Source organism: Lactobacillus sp. ESL0680, assembly GCF_029392855.1.
Taxonomy (GTDB): Bacteria; Bacillota; Bacilli; order Lactobacillales; family Lactobacillaceae; genus Lactobacillus.
In genome coordinates this window covers 244495-266645 of sequence record NZ_CP113945.1, presented here as the reverse complement: position 1 = coordinate 266645, position 22151 = coordinate 244495, and the positions used below count along the sequence as shown (strand labels likewise).

The 22151-nt window shown below is 37.4% G+C and carries 23 protein-coding genes; 1 reads left to right on the top strand and 22 read right to left on the bottom strand.

Features of this window, described 5'->3' with window-relative positions:
* Positions 1-18: 18 nt before the first annotated feature.
* From OZX58_RS01315 to OZX58_RS01230, 18 genes are all read right to left on the bottom strand, one after another.
* Entirely contained in the window at positions 19-939 is a 921-nt protein-coding gene (locus OZX58_RS01315) for a serine hydrolase (RefSeq protein ID WP_277141175.1), read from the bottom strand.
* Positions 940-953: 14 nt separating this feature from the next.
* Entirely contained in the window at positions 954-1871 is a 918-nt protein-coding gene (locus OZX58_RS01310; RefSeq protein ID WP_277130727.1) for a magnesium transporter CorA family protein, read from the bottom strand.
* Positions 1872-2011: 140 nt separating this feature from the next.
* Positions 2012-3313: an extracellular solute-binding protein gene (locus OZX58_RS01305; protein WP_277141174.1), complete on the bottom strand. Its 1302-nt coding sequence runs from the start codon at positions 3311-3313 to the stop codon at positions 2012-2014.
* A gap of 257 nt (positions 3314-3570) precedes the next feature.
* On the bottom strand, positions 3571-5067 hold the full coding sequence (locus OZX58_RS01300; protein WP_277141173.1) for a hypothetical protein: 1497 nt from the start codon (positions 5065-5067) through the stop codon (positions 3571-3573).
* A gap of 143 nt (positions 5068-5210) precedes the next feature.
* Positions 5211-6515, bottom strand: coding sequence for an extracellular solute-binding protein (locus OZX58_RS01295; protein ID WP_277141172.1), 1305 nt, complete (start codon positions 6513-6515; stop codon positions 5211-5213).
* Positions 6516-6562: 47 nt separating this feature from the next.
* Positions 6563-7858 carry an MBL fold metallo-hydrolase gene (locus OZX58_RS01290; RefSeq protein ID WP_277141171.1) on the bottom strand — a complete coding sequence of 432 codons (1296 nt, stop codon included), beginning with the start codon at positions 7856-7858 and terminating at the stop codon, positions 6563-6565.
* The gene (locus tag OZX58_RS01285) at positions 7842-8666 is read right to left on the bottom strand and encodes a carbohydrate ABC transporter permease (protein WP_277141170.1); all 825 of its coding nucleotides are present in this window, start codon (positions 8664-8666) and stop codon (positions 7842-7844) included. Before OZX58_RS01285 ends, OZX58_RS01290 begins: the two co-directional genes overlap by 17 nt.
* On the bottom strand, positions 8667-9533 hold the full coding sequence (locus tag OZX58_RS01280) for a sugar ABC transporter permease (RefSeq protein WP_277141169.1): 867 nt from the start codon (positions 9531-9533) through the stop codon (positions 8667-8669).
* On the bottom strand, positions 9533-10618 hold the full coding sequence (locus OZX58_RS01275; RefSeq protein ID WP_277141168.1) for an ABC transporter ATP-binding protein: 1086 nt from the start codon (positions 10616-10618) through the stop codon (positions 9533-9535). Before OZX58_RS01275 ends, OZX58_RS01280 begins: the two co-directional genes overlap by 1 nt.
* A gap of 303 nt (positions 10619-10921) precedes the next feature.
* Positions 10922-11137: a hypothetical protein gene (locus tag OZX58_RS01270; RefSeq protein ID WP_277141167.1), complete on the bottom strand. Its 216-nt coding sequence runs from the start codon at positions 11135-11137 to the stop codon at positions 10922-10924.
* Positions 11138-11166: 29 nt separating this feature from the next.
* Entirely contained in the window at positions 11167-11931 is a 765-nt protein-coding gene (locus tag OZX58_RS01265) for an ABC transporter permease subunit (RefSeq protein WP_277141166.1), read from the bottom strand.
* A 23-nt stretch (positions 11932-11954) separates the two neighbouring features.
* Positions 11955-12710: an ABC transporter permease gene (locus OZX58_RS01260; RefSeq protein ID WP_277141165.1), complete on the bottom strand. Its 756-nt coding sequence runs from the start codon at positions 12708-12710 to the stop codon at positions 11955-11957.
* Positions 12710-13585 (bottom strand): ATP-binding cassette domain-containing protein, encoded by an 876-nt coding sequence (locus tag OZX58_RS01255; protein WP_277141164.1) that lies wholly within the window; start codon positions 13583-13585, stop codon positions 12710-12712. The genes OZX58_RS01260 and OZX58_RS01255 overlap by 1 nt, the downstream gene beginning before the upstream one ends.
* A gap of 28 nt (positions 13586-13613) precedes the next feature.
* Positions 13614-13982 carry a helix-turn-helix transcriptional regulator gene (locus OZX58_RS01250; protein WP_277141163.1) on the bottom strand — a complete coding sequence of 123 codons (369 nt, stop codon included), beginning with the start codon at positions 13980-13982 and terminating at the stop codon, positions 13614-13616.
* 298 nt (positions 13983-14280) lie between these two features.
* Entirely contained in the window at positions 14281-15192 is a 912-nt protein-coding gene (locus OZX58_RS01245) for an L-lactate dehydrogenase (protein ID WP_277141707.1), read from the bottom strand.
* A gap of 338 nt (positions 15193-15530) precedes the next feature.
* Positions 15531-16028 carry a cupin domain-containing protein gene (locus OZX58_RS01240; RefSeq protein ID WP_277141162.1) on the bottom strand — a complete coding sequence of 166 codons (498 nt, stop codon included), beginning with the start codon at positions 16026-16028 and terminating at the stop codon, positions 15531-15533.
* Positions 16029-16104: 76 nt separating this feature from the next.
* Positions 16105-16953, bottom strand: a complete 849-nt coding sequence (gene nadC / locus OZX58_RS01235) for a carboxylating nicotinate-nucleotide diphosphorylase (RefSeq protein ID WP_277141705.1) — start codon at positions 16951-16953, stop codon at positions 16105-16107.
* A gap of 2 nt (positions 16954-16955) precedes the next feature.
* Positions 16956-18062 carry an MFS transporter gene (locus tag OZX58_RS01230; protein ID WP_277141703.1) on the bottom strand — a complete coding sequence of 369 codons (1107 nt, stop codon included), beginning with the start codon at positions 18060-18062 and terminating at the stop codon, positions 16956-16958.
* A 396-nt stretch (positions 18063-18458) separates the two neighbouring features.
* On the opposite strand from OZX58_RS01230, the gene OZX58_RS01225 reads away from it, so the two are divergent.
* Complete coding sequence (locus OZX58_RS01225) at positions 18459-19400, top strand: aldo/keto reductase (RefSeq protein ID WP_277141161.1); 942 nt, start codon at positions 18459-18461, stop codon at positions 19398-19400.
* Between the two features lie 49 nt (positions 19401-19449).
* On the opposite strand, the gene OZX58_RS01220 is transcribed toward OZX58_RS01225, so the two are convergent.
* From OZX58_RS01220 to OZX58_RS01205, 4 genes are all read right to left on the bottom strand, one after another.
* Positions 19450-19512, bottom strand: a complete 63-nt coding sequence (locus OZX58_RS01220) for a hypothetical protein (protein WP_277141702.1) — start codon at positions 19510-19512, stop codon at positions 19450-19452.
* Positions 19513-19791: 279 nt separating this feature from the next.
* Complete coding sequence (locus OZX58_RS01215) at positions 19792-20562, bottom strand: class II aldolase/adducin family protein (RefSeq protein WP_277141160.1); 771 nt, start codon at positions 20560-20562, stop codon at positions 19792-19794.
* Positions 20559-20771, bottom strand: coding sequence for a hypothetical protein (locus OZX58_RS01210; protein ID WP_277141159.1), 213 nt, complete (start codon positions 20769-20771; stop codon positions 20559-20561). Before OZX58_RS01210 ends, OZX58_RS01215 begins: the two co-directional genes overlap by 4 nt.
* A 9-nt stretch (positions 20772-20780) precedes the next feature.
* A complete protein-coding gene (locus tag OZX58_RS01205) occupies positions 20781-22145 on the bottom strand; it encodes a PTS transporter subunit IIC (protein ID WP_277141158.1) in 1365 nt (454 codons plus the stop codon).
* Positions 22146-22151 lie beyond the last annotated feature (6 nt).

Genomic DNA, 22151 nt, shown 5'->3' with positions numbered 1-22151 from the left:
TAAGGCTTGTCTTCATTATTATTTAAAAAAGCGATTAATGGTCTGTCCCAAATTGGCAAAAGCCGCATCATCACTGCACCAAACACTCATGCAATATGCATGAGCGCCATTTTGGACAATTGCCACTGCTGACTTGCTATCAGAAACCGTGTATATTTGACCATGAAGTCCGTGAACGAGCTGCGACTTAGACCTGGTTAGATTGAGCGCGCCTAAAGCTAAATTCGCATATTGCCGACTAAGAGTTCTATTCTGGTATAAATTACTCGTTACATTAGCTAAGTCAGTTGCCGTCGTCATGCTTACTGGATCAGCAGTAAACTTACTGCCAACCTTAGTCTTAGTCGCGCCCATTTGGTCAATAATTTCATTAACTTTATTTGGACCAACTTTGCGCAACAAGGCATTAGCAGCAGTCTTATTGCCATGCATCATTGCCTGCTTCAAGTAAGCAATGCCATAAGCATAGCCGGGTTTTAACATTTGTTCACCCTTAACGCGATCAGCCTTTTTGATTTTAATTGCCGTGCGTGAAGTTAACTTACCATGCTGCTCCTGGTAGTAAATCGCGGCTAATAAATATAGCCGGCTGCTGGCAGTCACGCCATGTGCCTTAACCGTATTATTAACCCGGGCAAACTTGTGCGAATTTAAGTCCTGCACACAGACTTGATAACTTTTGTCTTTGCCCATCACCTGTTCAATCTGCTGGGCCCAATCCTTGTCGCTGCCGGATTCAACCTTAACATCTGCGGTGTACTCAACCTCGGCAACGCTCGGCTCATGGCCTTTTTTCGCAGCAGCACCTTTTTTAACTACTTTATTTTGCGGACTGACAATATGCACGCTGGTATTTTCAACCCGCTTCAAGTTGGCTGAATAAAGCATAAATGACAAAAGCGCCGCAATTAATGAACCAACCACAATTTTATTTTTCATAAATTAGCCTCAATTTAGAAGAAATGATGTCGTTTCATTAAAATAATTAACCACACCATCAAAACAATGGCAAAAACGGTAATTGCAATCCAGTCAGATGGTTTGTGTCCTACCGGCAAGCTGACATTCATGCCGTAAAAACCGGTCAAAATTGTCGGAATCGTCAGAACTAGTGACCATACCGTCAGGAATTTCATCGTGTCGTTCAGGTTATTATTCATCATATTATTGGAAGTCGCTGACAAAGTTGCCGTTACCTGCTGCGAAATCTTCACCATTTCTGCAGCCTGATTAGATTCAATTAAAACATCATCCAACCGCTCACGCGCATATTTGGTAAAGTCTAATTTTGATAATTTTAAACTATGAAGCATCATTAAATCTGTCTGAATTGAGCTAGACAAATAAACTAAACTTTTTTCAATATTTGATAATTCCACTAAGTCATGATTATCAATGTCGTCGGACAACTTTTGGTCCAAACTATTGCGCTCAACATCTAATTGCGTGATTGCCCGCTGGAAGTACTGCGATGAAAATAGCAGAAACTTCATCAATAGTTCTGTTACATCTTGAGCTTGTGCCAATTTGCGCCGCATCGGCTGATCGTTAAATTCATCAAAGACATAACTGGTTGATTCCGTATGGAATGTAAAAATATTTTCACCAGAGACTAAAAAAGTAATTGGGTGCGACGTAAAATGCTTAATCGACTTGGTCGGCCAAATAGGCACATCATAAACCAACAAGTGAATTTGCGTATGCGTATCATAGTCATAGTGCGGACGTTCGTGGCGGTCAGAAATATAAGAAATCATATCAGGAGTGAAATTAAAATCATCCTGCAGCCTGTTGCTGTCTTCCTCACTCAAATTACTGATGTCATACCACTTATATTCGGTATCTACAGGAAAAGATTGTTCTCTAATCACCGCGTTCACCCCTAGCTCTTTAATCTAATTGACCACAAAAACGATCAATCCTATGCTTTATTTATCTTACCATTCAAGCAAAAAACAATAAATAAAAAACAGACCCAACGGCCTGTTTTTTTATAAAATAATTTACCTAATTATTGCTTCCATGCAGCGTCAAATTTTGTCTTGCCTGTGTTAATCGCATTGTTAACATTCTGCTTCTTTTGTGCAGCTGACAAGATTGATTGCATAATTGCTGGCAATTGACTGTAAGTTGCACCGGAATCTTTAATTACCGGCACACTGTACATCGTATTAGTCTGCAAAACATTCTCTAACTTGGCTGGCAATTTCAGAGACTTGTTAGCCTTGTAACTCTTAGTCTTAGCCACATTCTCATTAACTGGAATATAGCCAGTTTCTTTAGCCCACTTAGCTTGACTTGATTCCGAAGCCAAGAACTTCATATACATGAAGGCTGCTGACTTTTGCATAGCTGTTGCGTGGTTAAACATGTAAATATCGGTTCCTTGCTGCATTGTGTATTTGCTCGGACGTGCAGCAACATCATAGGTAAAGCCTTTCTTGGCTGCCTGCTTAATCCAAGTTTCAGTTGATGAAGAAGTAACCATCATTGCCAACTTCTTGTTAGTAAACGGAATGTAGAGGTACTTGTCTGAACCCGGCATTCTAAAGTAACCGGCTTTTTCACCATCGGCAAAGTAATTGATGATCTTCTTAGAATCATTTCCAGCAAAATCAATCTTGCTGGAGAAGTTTTGCCCAGCATTCTTCATCCCTAATACGTAATAGTTGTCCAAAGCATCAAAGCCAGCACCAACTACCTTATGGTTGCTCTTTTGGTAGATTGTTTGGGCAGCCTGCTTAAGTTCCGCCATCGTGGTTGGAACTTTCTTAATTCCGTATTGCTTCAGCATTGCTGGATTATAAATCAAAATTTCGATTGACTTGTTAAACGGAATCCCGTATTGGGTGCCATTAATCTTAGCACCATCAAGCAAATCGGACTTAATACCACTTTCTTGTTGACTGCCCCAACCAACGTCCTTGTTATTAACGTATGGTGTCAGATTAACCAACATCTTGTTCTTAGCAGCACTTTCGAGCCAATCAGGATAAGCCTGAGTAATTGTCGGCAGGTCCTTTGGTGATTGCAAGGTCGAATTAATCTTAGATTGTAAGTCGTTATAAGCGCCTTGCTCTTCCAACTTAACCGTAATGTTAGGATTCTTCTTCTCAAATTCCTTGGTTAAGCTCTTCAAAGTGTTTTCCTGTGCACCTTGCATTCCGTGCCAAAAAACAACCGTAGTTTTCTTAGTTACTTTAGGAATTTTAGTGTTAGTTGAAGTTGACGAATTGCTCTTTGAACAAGCAGCAGTTCCCATTAAAGCCAAGCCTGCCACTGCAAGTGTTGCAAGCTTTTTCCCGAATTTCATTTTAGATTTTCCTCCAAAAATAATTGCTTTTAATCTGCAATAAAATACCAATTAATAATTCTTGTTAATTGTATAGCAAGCTCTGTAAAATTACAACTAAATTTTCGCCAAAAATTCGGCTTTTGTAAAAATATTATATTTAATTATAGTTAAAGTTCGTATTTTTATCGAATAAAATTTAAAAGTTACCAGTTTGTTCTAATTTTATGAATAAAAAAAGACTGATTGCGAGTTGAAACAATCAGTCTTAAAATATTTTATTTTTCTACTTCTACATAATCTGCAATGTTCAGCTTGCCTACCTTAGTAGTGACAGCTGGTTTAACCGTATAATCTGATAAATATACATCTAACTCAGTATTATCTTTATTAAACCGGGCATTATAATAATGATTTGTTTCCTTAGGATACTTAGTTTCAAGATCACTGTTAGCTAAAGGAATAATCGCTTTGGCTTCCTTAGCAGTTAAATGATTAATATCCTTAACTTTTATTCTCTGACCACTATTAAGTCCGGTAACAGCTGCTTTAAGATCCGTGATAGCTTGCTGAACCTCAGCATCTGTACTAATTAATGAATCATAGGCAATTTGAGCTTTTTTAAAATAATACTCGTATGAACTGCTACCATTACTAGAATAACGATATTTTTCACTAGCCCTAATTTCTGGAGCTTGATCCAGTAATTGCTTTAACTCCGCACGTTTAGTAGTTGAAGCTAGAGGCTTATCAGCCAATGCATCTTCTTTAGTATTGAGCGGGGCCAATTTAATACCATAGATATACTTAATATCAGTTGCTTTAAGAAGCGCATAGCTGCCATCCCTTACTATAGACTCAACTTGATAAAATAATTCAGGTTCAGTTTGCCCAGGTTCACGCAAATAAAATGCCTTAGTTGCATATTCAATTCTGCCCTTCTTGACAGTAATTCCCTGAACAACTGAATTTGGTGTATTATCAGGAACAATAACCAAGTTCGAATTAGGAATTACACTCTGAGTAGCTACTTTGCCCTTGTATGTATAATAATTGGTGTCTTTAGTTGTCAGAACAGCCATATGCGTACTGCATGGCAGTAATTGCAAATCTTTTTTACTATAAACTGTAGTTAAAACTTCACCATCATCATAATCTTCATCTAAGAATTGATTACTCCCCTTAATGCGATACATAGTTGAATAGCCCTCGTCAACTTGATAGTCTATATCACTACCATCTGTTACAGCATCTACAACTACCTTTTGACCTGGTGTAAAATGTTTCGAGATTTTTTTGCCTAAATCTGCGTCATATACCCTAATTGTATTGGCTTTTTTATCATCAAACATCTTCTCAGTCAGCTTAATTGAAGCTTGATTTGCCAAAAGTGACTGACCATTGATCTTTGTCACATTGGCTGCTTTAATATAACCGCCATGACCAATACTATAATATGTTTTTCCATTAATCATTTTATATGGTAGGTAATACCAATCCCAATTCTCATCATGAAAAGAATAATTCTTAGACCGTGGATCTGTTGTTGGTACTGCTTGACTAGCCACATTAATTGACTTAGCAGTAATCAAAGAGCTTTTACCACGATAAGACAATAGCTTTTGACCATATTTATTATAAACACGCGAATGATTGATTTTTAAATTAGTTTGGTTAGTCGAAGCTTGAACTTGGGCTGGCTGACTTGCCAACATAGCAGGTCCAGCTAGTATTACCGTGCCAAGCAATATGATAATTTTTTTGCTGATTTTCATTATTAATACCTCACAATAAATTACTTAAATTATTGTAGTCGCTAAACATATAAACATCAATAGTTCCTCGCTTTAATATATCAAAAAATGCCTGCCCCACATAGGACAGACATTTTTAATTAGCGTAATTTGTTATTCAGTTTTTATTGTTGCCATGCAGCATTAAATTTTGACTTGCCAGACTTGATTGCATTATCAACTGCCTGCTTCTTTTGCGCTGCAGACAGAATATTTTGCATAATCGGATTGAGCTCACTATAAGCAGCACCAGCATTCTTAACAACTGGCACACTGTACAGGTTCTTCATTGCATCTTCTAATTTAGCTGGCAGCTTAATCTTCTTGTTAGCCTTGTATTCCTTAGAATCAACAACTTCTTGGTTAACTGGGATATAACCAGTCGCATTAGCCCATTCTAGCTGACTACTCTTGGAAACTAAGAACTTAATGTACATAAAGGCAGCTGCTTTTTGTTCAGCAGTCGCATGTTTGAACATGTAAATATCTGTTCCCTGCTGCATTGTGTATTTACCAGGACGCGGTGCCACATCATAAGTAAACCGATTGCCGACACCCTTTTTAACAAAGCCTTCACCAGCAGAAGTCCCGATATACATTGCTACTTTACGATTGGCAAAAGGACCTGATAAGTAATGTTCTGAGCCGGCAATTTCAAAGTAACCAGCCTTGATACCATCGGCATAATAATTGATAACCTTCTTAGACGTAGCACCATTGAAGTCAATCTTGCTTGAAAAATCAACGCCCTCATTCTTCATCCCTAAAACATAATAGTTAGATAAGGAATCAAAGCCAGCACCAACAACCTGGTGGTGACTCTTGGTATAAATAATTTGTGCGTCCTGCTTGAGTTCAGCCATTGTTGCCGGTGCCTTTTCAATACCGTACTTCTTAAACATATCGGCATTGTAAGTCAGAGTTTCAATTGACTTATTAAACGGAATCCCGTATTGCACACCGCCAATTTGCGCGCCCGTAAGTAATGCCGGTTTAATCTTTGAAGCAGCAGCACTGCCCCAGCCAACATTCTGATTATTAATGTATGGCTTTAGGTCAACCAGCAACTTATTCTTTGATGCGGTATAGAGCCAATCAGGGTAAGCTTGGGTAATCGTTGGCAAATTATTCGGCGACTGCAGGGTCGAATTGATTTTTGCCTGCAAATCATTGTATGCCCCTTGATTTTCCAATTTAACCGTAATATTTGGGTTCTTTTGCTCAAACTTCTGGGTCAACTTCTTCAGCGTTTCCTGTTGCACACCGGTCATCCCATTCCAAAAGACAACAGTCGTCTTCTTGGTAATTTTAGTTGGGATTTTATCAGCACTCGTACCTGACGATGAAGACCCGCCATTAGAACACGCAGCCGTCCCCAGCAAAATTAATCCCGTGGCCAAAGCCGCAGCAAGCTTTTTACTAAACTTCATTAGGTAAACCTCCTAAAAACAAAAACTAAACAACAATTTTTGATTCACTAAAGCGTAATTATTTGCTTACGCTTAGGTAAAATCCGCTCACCAAATGGGTTCTTCTCCAGTTCCGGATGCAATGTGTGTACCGGGATTAGTATTGCTGGCTGAACCTCGCCAATAATTTCTTTGAGCTCTTTAACATCGGCATGACCCGAGCAGCGCAACGACTTGAACTCAATCTGCTTTGCGGCAAACTGCTGGACGAATGGGCGATATGCCGGATCAAATTCCCCTAACGGTTCAGCATTAGAATGAAGATAGATACCACCCTCCTGCAGCTTGTCAAAATCAGCTACTGCCTGCCACAGATATTTGCTCTTGTCTGCCAGCAATTCCTGATAAGGAACCGCCAATTCAGGTTTTAAGTCAGCAAACCTTTTATCTTGCGGCAAGTAATAATACGGATAATCCTTATTTAAACTTTCTTTGAGCAAATGTGCCCGCGCCGCATGCAAGACAACTTGCCGTGGCGAGTCGCTGATAATTCTTAACAGACGCTCGACATTTGTCAGATAAGTATTAAAAGTCATCTGGCGATTAGGATTAGCTTCTTGCAGCTTTACTATCTGCTCCGTCAATTCCTGCTCATTTTTCGGACCAGTAAACTCCTCACTACTTTGGTCATGATGTTCTTCTGGCCATGAGACACCGGTGCCTTCAATGATTAACACATCACTGCCCTTAGCAGTTGCTAAAAATTGGTGCACCCAGTCGGGATGATAACCATGCAGCCGAATGTCGCCCGTATAAGCGATTTTCTTATCTGGCGTTGTAACAATTAAGCCAGTTGCTCCATAGGCATCGTGATCGCTTGGCCACACTTCAAGGGTAATCTCACCGACCTTAATTGGCTGACGATATTCAGCCACAATAATCGGCCTAGTATAATTAGCCGCATGTCCTGCAGCTGGCAATAGAAAATCTCCCCGTTCATTGAGCGCAGGCAGCATTTTAGCAGTAATCGGTCCCGCATAAAGTGGTATCTCTGGTGCCAAAAAGTTCATTGCCTTACTGTGGTCAAGATGAAGGTGCGACATGTAAGCAGCCGCATATTCAAAACGTTCGTGATCGATTGCCTTGCCTGTCAATTGTGGATCATAAAAATTAGGAACATCCCCAATTAATTGGTTTTTAATTAACGTCGCAAAACTTTCATCCGGCAAGTTTAACTCAGGTCGATAAACTTCACCTAGGTCAAACAGCACGTGCGACTTATGATAAGCAACCTCAATCATCGGCCCGCCAATTGTCGTCAGTCCATTATAAAAAGTAATTGTTGTTCTATCCTTTAAGGTCATTGCGCACAACTCCTTGGATAATCTGTTTTCTAAAAATAAAGTACAAAATCAAAATGGGCAAAACTGTCAACGTTGCCGCCGCTAATTGAAGTTGGGTTTCACTCCCAGCATCCGAAGCAAACGTGGCTAACCCATTATTAAGCAGCCGCATCGTGTCTTCATTAGTTACTAATAACGGCCACAAGAATGAGTTCCAGCCAGAAATAAAACTAAGTAAGCCCACAGTAAACAGACCGCCCTTGGACATGGGCACCAAAATCTTCCAAATGTACTCCCAATCACTAGCGCCATCGATCATCGCCGCTTTATAAATTGTGTCCGAAATTGAACCAAAATAACTCTGCAGGTAATACATATAAAAAATTGACGTCAAAAACGGCAGCACCAACCCAATGTAGGTATTAAGCAGTCCCAGATGAGCAATCGTGTTGTAATTGGTAAAAATAATTGCTTCTCCTGGCACCATTAATAACGATAGCAGCACCATCTGCACAACTCCCTTGCCCTTAAAGTGCAGATTAACCATCGCAAAGGCACCTAATAGTGAGTTGAACAAACTGACAATTGTTGTAATACTGGCAGTTAATATCGTATTGAAAAAGTACCGCGCAAAGGGAGCTTGTGCGAAAACCTTAGCATAATTGCTCCATTCAAAATGGTGCGGAATGAGTGTCGGCGGAATTGAGGTCGTCTCTTGAAAACTCATTAATCCGCCTAAAAGCATATAAACAAACGGAAAAACCGTGATGACTGCGAAGATGAACAAAATAAGATAGCTGAATAAAACACCTAAACGTAGTTTTTTCATTTAATTTTCTCCAATCTTCTTCATCATTTTGCGCTGCAAAAAAGTTGCTAGCAGAATAATTAAAAACAAGATAACTGTCGCCGCCATCGCTACACCGGGTGTACCAACAATCTGGAACTTGTTATAAATATAGAACACTGCAGTCGTCGCGGAATTACCAACCCCGGCTTGACCATTGAATAAGGCGTAAACCGAAGTATAAATTTTAAAGGCACCAATCACATTCATCGTTAACAAGAAGGCAATTGTCGGTACTAACTCCGGCATTGTAATCCGCCAGAACTTATCCTTGCCGCTGGCCCCGTACATCTCCGCAATTGTGTAGAAATTTGGGTCAATATTGCGCAATGCCCCCATCAAAATAACAATGTTAAAGGCTAGTGATGTCCAAATGCCAAAGATAATAATCGTCGTTAATGACATTGCTGGATCATCAATCCAATTGGGTGCGGGCAAATGCAGACTGCGCAGAATAAAGTTCAGCATCCCGTAGTCGCCGTTGAAGATATAACGAAACACAATCCCAATCGCAATCGTTGAGGTTACATACGGCATAAAGAAGGTCGTTTCAAAGAACGCTTTGTGCTTAACTTTGCTAAAAATAATCCACGCCAACATGATTGAAATCGCCAAGCCTACCGGTACAGAAATGACAGCGTACAAAATAGTATTCTTAATAGCCAACCAAAATTCAGGATCATGAAAAAGATACTGATAATTACTAAATTCAGCCCAAGACAAGTCAATCAATGAACCTTTTTGCAGGCTCATACCAAAGGCTCGCAAAATCGGATAAATACTGAATAAGGTTACAAAAATAATTGTCGGCGCTAAGAACAACCACGCCTTTTTTTGATTTGTCTTCATTAGTACACGCGCTCTCCTTCAGGGGTAAAGAGAAAAATTCGATCGAGCCTCAGCCCCAGTTTAATCTGGTCGCCGCGCTTTAATGGCGATTCCAAATTCACCAATGACCGCACTTGAACATCATCATGAGTAAATTTCAAAATCCGCTCACGACCAATCAACTCAACATCATCAACCTGCGTTGTTATAATTCCATCTTCTTGAGGGACAATATTTTCCGGACGCACCGATAACGTATACTCACCATCTGGCATCTCACGCTTAAACCGCGATTGATCTAGGTCTGCCAGTTTAATTGTAAAATCGCTCGCCCGCAGTTCATCAGCAGTTTTTGTAACCTTAAAATTATCAATCACGGGATTACCGACAAAATTAGCCACAAAATAATTATTTGGTTCCAAATAAAAATTCTGTCCCAAATCATCTTGCTGGATAAGACCATCATTGAAGAGAATAATCTTATCGCCAATTGACAAAGCTTCTTCCTGATCGTGAGTAACAAATAAGGTCGTAATTCCTACTGACTTAACCAATGAACGAATTTCTTCACGAATCTTCAGCCGCAAACGGGCATCAAGGTTGGATAAAGGCTCATCCATTAACAAAATCTGCGGCTCCTGCACCAATGCCCGCGCAATTGCTACCCGTTGCTGCTGCCCACCTGACAAGTTACCCGGCTTTTGCTCAGCTAAGTCAGTGATCTGCGTTAGTCCCATATACTTACGCGCAATCTGCTCGGCTTCCTTCTTGGACTTCTTATGTTTACCAACCACTAATGGAAACATCACGTTTTGCAAAACCGTCATGTGCGGATATAAGGCATAGTTCTGAAAAACATAGCCAATATGCCGATCCTTTGGTGCAGTCTCTACTACCGACTTTCCACCAAACAAAATATCACCAGCAGACGGACTAAGCAGCCCTGCCAATATATTCAAAATAGTTGTTTTACCACAGCCTGATGGCCCTAAAAGACAAACTAAATCTCCTCTCTTAACAGAAAAGCTAACGTCTTTAATGGCTTCATGCCCATTGTCGTAGACCTTCCTGAGATTTTTTACTTCAACGAATTTGTTATCATCCATAAGTTCGCACCACTATATCTTGTATTACCTGTTTATTTTCCTCCCTAATTTTAAGATAAATTGTGCTACAGTACAACTATCTTTTTCTAGCAAAAATTCGTAATTTACTAAAAGTAAGTTGATTTTTAAAGCTAATATTCGCTTTTACCTCTTAAATAGTTAATTATTTACCCAAAATATTATTTATTGTTTCTATTTAGTCATTATCCAGAGCAAAGCAAAAAGGCGGTAATTCTTACTACCACCTTTTTGGATCACGATTATTTCGAAACCGGCTGATTAACCGAATATTAATTAAAAATTTTATTCCTTTGATTGACCAAAAATCAGCTTGATAAACTGATAAATGCACGTTAATAATAACGCGATCGCCAACGTCCAACCCAAAACACCATGCGGGGTATTATGAGCTATCAGCGGTAATGCCGCACGTAATTTGTGCTCAACTTTTGCAATGACAAGTAAGCCAATCGTGATAAACCAACTAAGCCATGTTAACCAACGAAATACTCTAACCATATTGTCTCTTTCTACTAAAATTAATCTATCTAAAACTTTCTTTTTCTAAAAATCAGATAACCAAGTATAAAAAATATCAGTGAGTAGATTAACGTGCCTAACATCAATTGAATATTTGCAAGATGAGTAGTCGAATAATACATTGCAAAATTGTAATATTGCCGCGTCAAGCTCACCATATTTAACGGATTCCATTTAAGCACGCTAACAAACTTGCCTAAATTTAATAAATTATCTGAAACTACCTGTCCTAAAAATACAACTAAAAAACTAACCGTAATCACAACTGCATTGTTAGCAATTAAGCATGACAGCAAGAATACCAAGCTGATAATCAACATCGTTGTTAACAAATCGATCAACATTGTATTAATCATATTTAGCCAAATTGGCTGCTGATATTCATAAACAGCAGTCCAAGATATTGTTGCACCAAACGTTACTGTCTTCAAAAAAATCGTAAAAATAATTGCCAACACATGTAAAAAGCAATCATCAATAATAACCACAATATATTTAGCTAAATAAATATCCCATTTTTTAGAAGCTTTATACAATATCGTAAGAATTGCATTGTTTTGAAATTCCATGGAAAACATTGTTGCTCCACTAATTACCAAAATAAACATTATCCAGTCTGGTGCATCATAGCAAGTCATCAATAAGCGTTTAGATTCACCATAACCTAATGTGTAAGCAGCCATTATCATTAATACTAAAAGGATTACTGGCACAAACCACGTAATTTTTTTATGTTCTTGCTTATAGAACTCTTGCTTTATGCTGTGAATCATTTTTATATCTCATTTCTCAAAAATCACGCTCTCCGCTGCCTAAATAACAAGTAACCTAAGATTGCAAAAAGCAAACTGTAACCAGTTATTCCCAAAATCAATTGCAGGCTGCTTAATTGCGAGACCTTACTATAAACAGGCTTCGATAATTGTTGCGAAATAAAAATCATATTTAACGGATTCCATTTCAAAATGCTAATAATTGCCGAAAAGGTCTTCATTAATGCTGTTGATAGGCTGGCACCAAAGAAGCCCCAAAAAAGCCCAATACAAATAACTACCGCGTTGTTTTTCACCAGCATAATTAACATAAAAGACATCGAAATAACAAAAAATAAGTAAATTAGCATTCCTAAGATATTTAACCCAAGACCCATTAAGATTGTCTTGCCATTTATTATCATAAGCCAATGATATTTCTGATCTTTTAAAATAAAGTTTAGTAAAAAAGTCATAATCACTGAAAATATGGTTAGTGCTAAGCCATAAAGTAAAATAACCATAAATTTTGCAAGATAGATTTGAGATTTTTTACGATTTTTAGCTAACAGTAATAAAATCGTGTGATTGCTGTATTCCATTGAAAAAAATGCCGAACCAACCGCAATTATAATGATTGGTACCCATTCAATTGCACCAAAGGCTGACGTTAAATTTATAACACTAATATTGGAAGTAACGGCGCTGTAAATCATCAATAATATTAAAGTAAGCAAGCCATACAATGGCGTTTTCTGATGATTAAATTTATAAATTTCTTCTTTTACAGCCTTAATCATCACTTCGTCCCCTGTTTATCTAAAAGATTAACTATGACTTGTTCAAAATCAGCTACTACTGGCGACACTTCTTTTAAGTGGATATTTTGCTTTAAAAGCTCATCTTGGATTTGATAGAGATTTTGTGGTTTTACTATCAAATAATTATCCTGCTCCGCGAATTTAATCTTTTTCGTTTTAAATAAATCTTCTGCAAGAGAATTATTTTCAGTCATTAACTTATAATCTTGCCGGACAAAATTATTAAATTCTGCTATTTTTCGATTCATAATAATTTGGCCATTACTAATTAAGATTGCTTTAGTGCTGACTTTTTGCAGCTCACTTAAAATATGGCTGGAAATTAAAAATGCCGTCCCCTTTTTTGCATAGTGTTCAATCAGCTGCCTAACTCTAATGGTTGCTTCAATATCAAGACCATTCATCGGCTCATCAAGAATAATTAATTGTGGCGTATTCAAAAAAGCAATGGCAATTCCTAACTTTTGCTTCATTCCTAAAGAATATCCAGAAGCTTTTTTATCAAGATAATTGTTCATTTCAAGCGTTGAAACTAAATAAGCCGTGTCTGTAGATTGCTCACTATATAGCTCTAGGTTCTGCCTACCAGTTAAAAAAGGATATATTGCGGGATGCTCTATCAATGCGCCAACCTTCGTTAGTGCATGATGATTAGTTTCCGTGACATTTTCGTTATTTACTTTAACTTCACCAGTAAATTTTGTTAGTCCAAGAATAGTTTTCATTATTGTTGTTTTGCCAGCACCATTGGGACCGATTAGGCCAACAATTTCCCCAGATTTAATATTAAAATTAACCTGATTAACAATTTTTTTATGCCCAATAAAGACATTCAGATTATCAACTATTAGCATATATTTTCTTCTAAACTAATTTCTTATCTTATAGATGAATAACCAGAGCTATAAAAAACAGCGCAACTAAAAATATAATAAACAACCACCAAAAATGACCTAAGAAATCCCAAAAATTCATTGTGCCATAACGCCGAACATATTTATTTTTTTGTGGATTAAAGACAAATTGAGTTTTATCTATTTTTGAGTCTGTCTTAATTCCTAATACCAAATCATCCAAACTGACGTTAAAGATTTCTGCTAATTTAACTACATTATCCAAATCAGGTGTTGAATCACCAGACTCCCATTTCGAAATAGCCTGTCTACTGATAAGTAATTTAGCTGCTAGTTCATCCTGTGACAAAGAATTACTTTTACGGTAAGTTTTTAATTGTTCTGCAAACTTAATCATTTTTTCTCCTCCTAAATTGTTACTCATTTAGTTTGTCATAATCCATTAAATAAGCAAGCAATTATTTCAATCAGTAATGTAAAAAGCAACTGACAATTACGCAACTAGCTTTTGCGAAGCTGGTTAAAAACCCTTGAATTGCAAGGCATTTGTTGGTTGCAGTCAAAACAATGCAAATTACATGTTAATTTATGGCAAGCTATTATCAGCTCAAAAAATACTCAATTACTTTTTGAAAAATCAACACAAAAAATCAGTGAACTTTGATTAGTTCACTGACCTTTTAACTAATATCCAACTAAATTTCTTTCTTTGCCTTTTCCTTAATGGTTTCGGCAGTTTCTTTTAATTGCTTCTTTTCGGCATCAGTTAAATCCAATTCAACCTTTTGCACGATACCATCCCTGCCAATTACTGCAGGATATGACATGTATGTCCCGTATTCTTCCTGATAATTGGATACTGGCATTTCTGTACGCGAATCACTTAAGACAGCTTCAACTAGGCGAACAGCCGCAGCTGCAATACCAAAGTTGGTGTATTGCTTACCGGCATAAACCGTGTAGCCGCCTTGCTTAATTTCTTCGTTCATGTCAGCCAAACTCCAAGAGTTCTTCTTAGCAGTTTCAATGAACGGCTTTTCCAAGACCTTAACCGTTGACCAAGCAGTAAATTGTGAATCACCATGTTCACCAAGTGTAAAGCCAATAACCGAACGTGGATCAACCCCTGTCTTTTTACCAACAGCACGCTTCATTCGCGAAGTATCAAGCAGGGTGCCTGTACCAAAGACATGGTTTTTCGGCAGCCCTGTTAATTCCTGATACAAGCCGGTAATGACGTCAACAGGGTTAGAAATACAAATAATAATCCCATTAAAACCGCTCTTCTTAATGCCATCAGTAACTGCAGCCATGCGCGGCTTATTATAGCGCAACTCGCCGAAACGATCCTTCGCGGACAACTTAATATTGCCCATTGCACTAATGATAATATCCGCATCGCCAAGAGCCGCATAATCGTTAACCGTTATATTAGCGTGATGATGCAGGTTCGCCATTGCATCCTCAAAGTCAAGCGCGTCTGCCTTAACTTTACCTTCGTTTTCGTCAATTAATACCAGATCGTCTACCAATCCAGAAACAATCAGCTGGTGAGCAACTGTACAGCCAACGTGGCCATCGCCAATAATGCCAATTTTATTCATAATAATTTCCCCCTTCTGTTGATAAGATTGTTAATATAAACTCCATTATAAGCTCATCCCAATTAAAAATAAATTTATTTTGAAAAAAATATTAAAATAATCAGCAGTGTTTTTGAAATATGCACAGAGCACAAATAGTAATACACTGATTTTGAACTCTTTTCCACATTTTCTGTTGATAACTTTATTTTTTATTACCAGTATGACGCTAATTTAGCGATTATTTCTTCACTCACGATTTTTTTTGCACAGGTACTGTGAATTTATTGTTCATAAGTTTTTATGTTGTAATTTTCCACAAACTAAAAGAGTACTTCTGTTTGAGAAGTACTCTTTTTACGTTATTTTTCATCAACTGTCATTCGCGTAATAACATCAGTTAACTTAGGATACATCGTTAGCAATTCTTGCCGACTATATAAAATAAAGTCATGATAATCAAAGCCTGGTGCTACTACACAGCTCACAAGACAAAAGCCCTTGCCGCCCTCTACCTCAGCACCAAAAATTGTATTCTGCGGTACGCTGTATTGCAAAACTTCACCATTCTTAATGTCCTTACCTAATTTAACAGTCCAGTATTTGCCACTTTCACTAATACAATGGATGGTAATCGGCTGGCCATCATGATAAAACCAAATTTCATCGTGGTTAAGCTTGTGTAAATGCGATGGACTGCTAGCATCAAGCAAAAACACAATTGAAGTGTAACGATAACGTTCGCCGTTACTCTCTGGCGCAAAGTACTTGTCTGGACTATGAGAAATGTCCTTAAACCAGCCACCTTCAGCGTGTGGCTCTAAGTCCAGCTTTTCAATATAATCTTCCTTAGTATTCATAGATTCTGTTCTCTTTCTCATAAACAAAGGTTAGTAATCAAAATTATTTTACCATTACCCGAAAAAGTTGAACAAATTACTTAATTGCACCTGACTTGTAGACACCTTGGACTAAAAAACTGATATCAATAGGGGACACATCATTGGTCAAGCATCCCATTGAAATATAATCGGAACCACATCCGCGATAACTAGCCAAATTGGTCAGATTAACACCGCCAGAAATTTCGGTAATTATTCCAGAAGGTACCAATTTAACCCATTCCTTAATTGTAGCCGGCGTTTGGTTATCAAACATTATTGTGGTCGGCTTAGCTGCAATTGCTTCCTTTAATTCAGATATTGATTCAACCTCAACTTCAATCGGGGTTAACGGTCCCTGAACAGATTTTAATTCTAAAATTGCTTCTTTAACGCCGCCCATCAAGGCAACATGATTATCCTTAAGCATGGCACCACCAGTCAGGCCAAAACGATGATTAACTCCACCACCAATTCTAACAGCATACTTATCAAACATGCGCAATCCCGGCGCAGTCTTACGGGTATCAGTAATTCTAATCGAATCGTCGTTCAAAAGCTGAATAGCCTTTTTAACTGTCGTTGCAATGCCGCTCATTCGCTGAATAAGGTTTAATACCACACGTTCAGCACTTAAAATAACTGCTGCATCACCAGTTACTTCCCCAATTAACGTTCCTTGTTTAACTAAAGTACCATCGGTTACTAGTGGATGATAGTTTGCCTGACCCAATAGATCATAAGCAACTTGTGGTACCTGCTGACCACAGATAACGCCATCTTGTTTAGCAACAAAATGACCGCTGATCTTTTTCCCGGTTAAAAACTGGGTACTGTAATCACCTTTTTCAAGATCTTCTTCTAAAAAGCCAATTAGTTTTTCACGTAATAATAAATTGTTCATCATTAATCCTCATTAACTTCTGCTTGCTTTTTGACAGGTATTAAGAGCATTGCCGCAGCTCCAACGAGCAGCGAAATCATGAAAATAACAAAAATTGCATTAATTCCAATCTTTTGGTCAATTAATACCCCAACAAGCAGTGGCCCAATTACTGCACCAATTCGGCCAATTCCTTCAGCCAATCCAGTCATTGTTCCTCTAATTGCTGGTTCATAGATACTTGGTGTGATGGCAATAATCGTCCCATAAGCACCCAAATTAAAGAAGGACAAGATACAACCACAAATTACCGTTGCAACCGGTGTCTGTGCTTGACCAAATAAAACGGCGCCAATTGCTGTTCCTACCATATATATTGCAAAAATATAACGTAGGTTAATTTTTTTAGTGAGCCAAGCAGCAGTGAAGTATCCAGGCAATTGTGCAACGATAATAATAACTGAATAGCCAAAACTATCTACTACACTATTACCTTTACTTGTCATAATTCCCGGGAGCCACATAAACATACCGTAGTAACTAAACATAACCATGAACCAAGCTAGCCACAGCATAATCGTTTTAAAGTTTAAAAATTTACTAATGGTAAAGTGATGTTCTTTTTTAGCCGGCTGCTTAATTTCTGGTACGTGTTTACGCACAACAATTGCAAAAAATGCGCTAATTGCCGTTACTATTAACAAACCACGCCAAGATAAAATACCATTCAATGCAAATGACAAAAATGATGCAACTAGCCAGCCCAAAGCCCAAAAGCTATCAGCTAAAATTAACATTCGTGATCGTTTAGCACCACTATATAAGTCCGAAACATAGGTTGCTGCAACTGGCAGCTCACCACCAAGTCCCATCCCAACGAAGAACCTAATTATTAAAAATGAATCGAAGCCTTGTGCAAACGCTAATACAAAATTCCCAATTGAAAACGTTAGTAGCGACAACATTAATGTGTCTTTGCGACCAATTCGATCAGCCAAATAACCAAAGAAAAAGCCACCACAGATCATGCCAATCGTACTAATTGAACTAATTAAACCGGTTTGTGAATTGGTCAATGCCCATTCCTTATGCACAATTGGCATAATAAACGACAATAAACCAACATCCATCGCATCAAACAGCCAGGCTGTGCCAACAATTGCAAAAATAAATCCCTTTTTCTTATACACTCTTTTACCCCACAAATTAACAATTATCGGTAAACTTAACGCCATAAAGTCTCGACGTCATTTAAAATATTTCGTTAATTATTTACCATTCATAAATCACCAATTGACAATTCTCGTTAATTGTAGACTTTCTAATGTAATATTTCAACATTATTTCAGCAAATAATTCGTGTTATATGAATTTTTATGCTTATTTTTAAGATAAAGTTCTTATTTTATAAAAAATAAAGCACAAAACAAATAATTTGTTTCCTTTTATTTACATCACCTACAAACATAATATTCGATTAGCTTTAGGCTCAAAAAGACTTATACTAATCGTAAGGAGGTACTCTTATGAAACAAATTAAAATTGGTCAGACAAATTTTTCTGGCTCAGAAATTGCGCTAGGCATTATGCGCATGAATGCACTAACGACTAATGAAGCCGCGACGGCTTTAGAAACCGCTCATGATGTCGGTATTAATTATATTGACTCAGCCGACGTTTACGGTCACGGCAAGTCCGAGGAAGTTTTCGGCAAAGCATTTAAGCAATCATCACTTAACCGCGAAGACTTCTATATCCAATCCAAAACTGGTATTTACGAAAATCCTGGGTTAAATTACAAAACTACCCGCTATGATTTTTCCAAAAAATATATCATTGAGGCTGTTGATGGCATTTTAACCAGAATGGGGCTTGATTATCTTGATAGTCTACTTTTGCATCGACCTGATGCCCTAATGGACCCAGCTGAAATTGGTGCTGCCTTTGACGAATTACAAACTGCAGGAAAGGTGCGCCACTTCGGTGTTTCTAATTTCAACCCGATGCAAGTTGCATTATTGCAACAAGGTATCAGTCAAAAGTTACTGATTAACCAGCTACAATTTAGCGTCATGCACACGGAACCCATCGACTTTGGCATTCATACCAACATGACTGATACACGTAGTATTGACCATGATCGCGGCGTCCTTGATTATTCTCGCTTGCACAACATGACGGTTCAAGCATGGTCCCCATTTCAATATGGGCAAATCGAGGGTAACTTTATTGGTAATCCTAAATTTCCTGAAGTAAATGCCGCTTTACAAAAGTTAGCCGACCAAAAAGGTGTTTCCAAAAATGCCATTGCGGCAGCATGGATTTTGCGCTATCCTGCTAAAATTCAAGTAGTTATCGGCACAATGAACCCTGAACATATCATTGATAGTGTGAAGGGAGCAGACATTAGTTTATCTGCTCAAGAGTGGTATGACATTTATTTAGCAGCAGGTAACGATTTGCCGTAAAATTTAGCAATTAACAAATAACAGCAATCCGAGCATTTTGGGATTGCTATTATTTTGTTTTGCGTTGATAACTGTTAGCAATATTCAATTTTTGGCGATATTTCGTAATCACTCGCCGACTTAGATTAATTCCTTTGGTCGCAAATACAATCTTACCTGATTGCTATTACAATTTTTCCATTATTAAATTCATCTGCTAAAAAATTACTTAAATTATATATATTTATCTTTATGTAGCTTAACTTATTCAAATAATAACTATCAATAAATTATACAAAAAACCCTGATCAAAATGATCAGGGTTTGCACAATTAATCTTGATAAATAGTTGCATTCAATAAAAAAATATTATATGGTCAAAGTGGTTAAACTTTATAAGAAGGGCACTTTTTTAGTCGCCCTTTTTATTTTGAGCTGTTTTTTTATTATAGAGTGCTTTCCCGGCCTTAACATCTTCCCAAGTTCCAATTTTAGTGTCTTCAGAATAATATCCATCTAATACTCCAATTTGTTGGAAAACAGTTTGCTTATATGCAACTTTAGCATTATATTCGGTAATATCTACATCGGCTAAAGATTTATGGAGTGCTGTTAATGGATCCATATCCTTACCACCTGAAGTAAACAATGTACCATGAGAATTTAACAGAAAACCATTTCTTAAAGCCTTAGCACCTAACTTTTTAATTTCACTAGCAACATATTGTGCCAATTCTTCTGTACACATTGGGTGCCAGTCAAGCGTTTTAATTTCTTTAAGTTTTTGTGTAGCTTCTGTAACATTTGGCATATTCAAGCCACTCGTTCCCCAAAACATACACTGATCTGCATGTGAGTGAAAAACACATTTAATATCTGGATTAGTATCATAAATTGCTTCATGCATATTAATCTCACGAGTAACTTTGCCATTACCTGAAATTACTCTACGCGTATGTGGTTCAATAACTAAAATCTGATCAGCATTTAGATAACCCATATATGCTTCTGACATCATTGTTGGTGTCATAACATAATAATTTTTACCCGTTTCGTCTTGAACCTTAATACTAATGTTGCCACCAACAATATTAGTGTCTCGACGTTCCATAACTTCACGAACAACTTTTGCTAAATCTTCCCGTTCATATTCAAAAGGAATTCTTCCTGCAGGATATTTCATAAATTATTTTTCCTCCTCATATCACTCTTAGCAATAAAACTTTTTTTAATAAAAAGAGCATCACTTCCCTTCTTATTAATAAGCATCCCTAAAACAATAACGAAAATGTTAAGCCAATAATTTTTAGAAATAAGCGCCAAACTAAATAAACCAAAAGTTAAAAAAGACAAACAAGTCCAAAATATTTTTTTACCTGAGCTTTTTTTCATTTGTGACTCCTATTTTGTTTTAGCAGTAGGTTTTTGATACTTTAAAGCTGGAATTGGATTCTTTTTAAATGATCTATATAGCCACCAAAAAATAGCAAGTAAAGCAATCAATCCTATAATGGCCCAAATATTGCCACGTCCAGCCCAAGCCATTGCATATCTTAACTCAGGAGCTTCAATTGAACTCCATGAGACCTGAGAGCCAGCTGGTACCTTAATAGAAGTACTTGATTTAGCTAATTTAGTAAAAATATTAGCAAAGTATGATGCACCGTATAAGAAAACCGGTTCATAAATAACGCCTAAAACCAACATTCTTAGTAAATTACCACCTGTAAGTAGCAATCCACCAACACCAATACAGTAATTAATAACACCAGCAATTGGTAAAATAGTATTTCCAGGTAAAATGGCAGCATAAATAATTGATACAGGAATCATTAGAACCATTGTTACCCATAATTCCGTACTTTGACCTAAAATAGGCCAATCTAAACCGATGACAAATGTTCTACCTTTAACATGCTTTTTCATAAAGTCACTCATAGTTGAACCAAATGGTGTCAAAGCATCCATAAAGAACTTAGCCATTACTGGAAAAATTGCCATTACCGCACCTACAGTGACTGCGAGATTAAGTGCATCACCAATACTATATCTTCCTGCTAAAGCTAAAATCAGACCAATAATCGATCCCATAACTACAGGCTCACTAAAAACACCTATTTTTCTCTTTAAAGCAGTAGCATCCCATTCACGATTAAAAATCGGAATGTAATCCATCAATTTATTAATAGGTGACATAATAATAGCAGTGAAAGCCTCAATGTGAGTTACAGTAACACCCTCATAACCTAACATATTAGCAATTTCTTTACTCCACATATCGCCAAGTTTCAAGCAAATCATTACTTGAATTGCACCACAGATGAAGCCCCAAATTAAACTACCAGAAATTTGGTAAACCATATAGCCAGTTAAGGCCACTCCCCAAACATTCCACATATCTGCGTTCATCGTGTCTGTCAGTTTTGCCAGAAGCATAATGATATTTACAACAATTTCCACTGCAAAGAAAAGAAAAGCTAAGGTCCAACTCCATGTAATTGAAGCTGCACCAGTCCAGCCGAAATCTACCGCAGGTAAATTGATTCCAGTATATTTAGCTAAAGCTTTAGCAGCAGGACTAACAGTTTGAGTTAATTGGTTTATTGCCATTGACATACCAATAAACCCAGTTCCTAGATACAGTCCAGAAGTTACAGCCTTAGAAGGCTTCATTCCAAATATTAGTCCCAAAATCATAATTAAAATTGGAATTAATACTTGAGCTCCAACGCTTAAAATTCCTTGAACTATCGCGTTCCAGTCCATTCAAAT

Coding starts and splice junctions, on each gene's coding strand:
- OZX58_RS01315 (WP_277141175.1), bottom strand. CDS start 939: ATGAAAAATAAAATTGTGGTTGGTTCATTAATTGCGGCGCTTTTGTCA.
- OZX58_RS01305 (WP_277141174.1), bottom strand. CDS start 3,313: ATGAAATTCGGGAAAAAGCTTGCAACACTTGCAGTGGCAGGCTTGGCT.
- OZX58_RS01300 (WP_277141173.1), bottom strand. CDS start 5,067: ATGAAAATCAGCAAAAAAATTATCATATTGCTTGGCACGGTAATACTA.
- OZX58_RS01295 (WP_277141172.1), bottom strand. CDS start 6,515: ATGAAGTTTAGTAAAAAGCTTGCTGCGGCTTTGGCCACGGGATTAATT.
- OZX58_RS01290 (WP_277141171.1), bottom strand. CDS start 7,858: ATGACCTTAAAGGATAGAACAACAATTACTTTTTATAATGGACTGACG.
- OZX58_RS01285 (WP_277141170.1), bottom strand. CDS start 8,666: ATGAAAAAACTACGTTTAGGTGTTTTATTCAGCTATCTTATTTTGTTC.
- OZX58_RS01280 (WP_277141169.1), bottom strand. CDS start 9,533: ATGAAGACAAATCAAAAAAAGGCGTGGTTGTTCTTAGCGCCGACAATT.
- OZX58_RS01275 (WP_277141168.1), bottom strand. CDS start 10,618: ATGGATGATAACAAATTCGTTGAAGTAAAAAATCTCAGGAAGGTCTAC.
- OZX58_RS01270 (WP_277141167.1), bottom strand. CDS start 11,137: ATGGTTAGAGTATTTCGTTGGTTAACATGGCTTAGTTGGTTTATCACG.
- OZX58_RS01265 (WP_277141166.1), bottom strand. CDS start 11,931: ATGATTCACAGCATAAAGCAAGAGTTCTATAAGCAAGAACATAAAAAA.
- OZX58_RS01260 (WP_277141165.1), bottom strand. CDS start 12,710: ATGATTAAGGCTGTAAAAGAAGAAATTTATAAATTTAATCATCAGAAA.
- OZX58_RS01255 (WP_277141164.1), bottom strand. CDS start 13,585: ATGCTAATAGTTGATAATCTGAATGTCTTTATTGGGCATAAAAAAATT.
- OZX58_RS01250 (WP_277141163.1), bottom strand. CDS start 13,982: ATGATTAAGTTTGCAGAACAATTAAAAACTTACCGTAAAAGTAATTCT.
- OZX58_RS01240 (WP_277141162.1), bottom strand. CDS start 16,028: ATGAATACTAAGGAAGATTATATTGAAAAGCTGGACTTAGAGCCACAC.
- nadC (WP_277141705.1), bottom strand. CDS start 16,953: ATGAACAATTTATTATTACGTGAAAAACTAATTGGCTTTTTAGAAGAA.
- OZX58_RS01230 (WP_277141703.1), bottom strand. CDS start 18,062: ATGGATGTTGGTTTATTGTCGTTTATTATGCCAATTGTGCATAAGGAA.
- OZX58_RS01225 (WP_277141161.1), top strand. CDS start 18,459: ATGAAACAAATTAAAATTGGTCAGACAAATTTTTCTGGCTCAGAAATT.
- OZX58_RS01215 (WP_277141160.1), bottom strand. CDS start 20,562: ATGAAATATCCTGCAGGAAGAATTCCTTTTGAATATGAACGGGAAGAT.
- OZX58_RS01210 (WP_277141159.1), bottom strand. CDS start 20,771: ATGAAAAAAAGCTCAGGTAAAAAAATATTTTGGACTTGTTTGTCTTTT.
- OZX58_RS01205 (WP_277141158.1), bottom strand. CDS start 22,145: ATGGACTGGAACGCGATAGTTCAAGGAATTTTAAGCGTTGGAGCTCAA.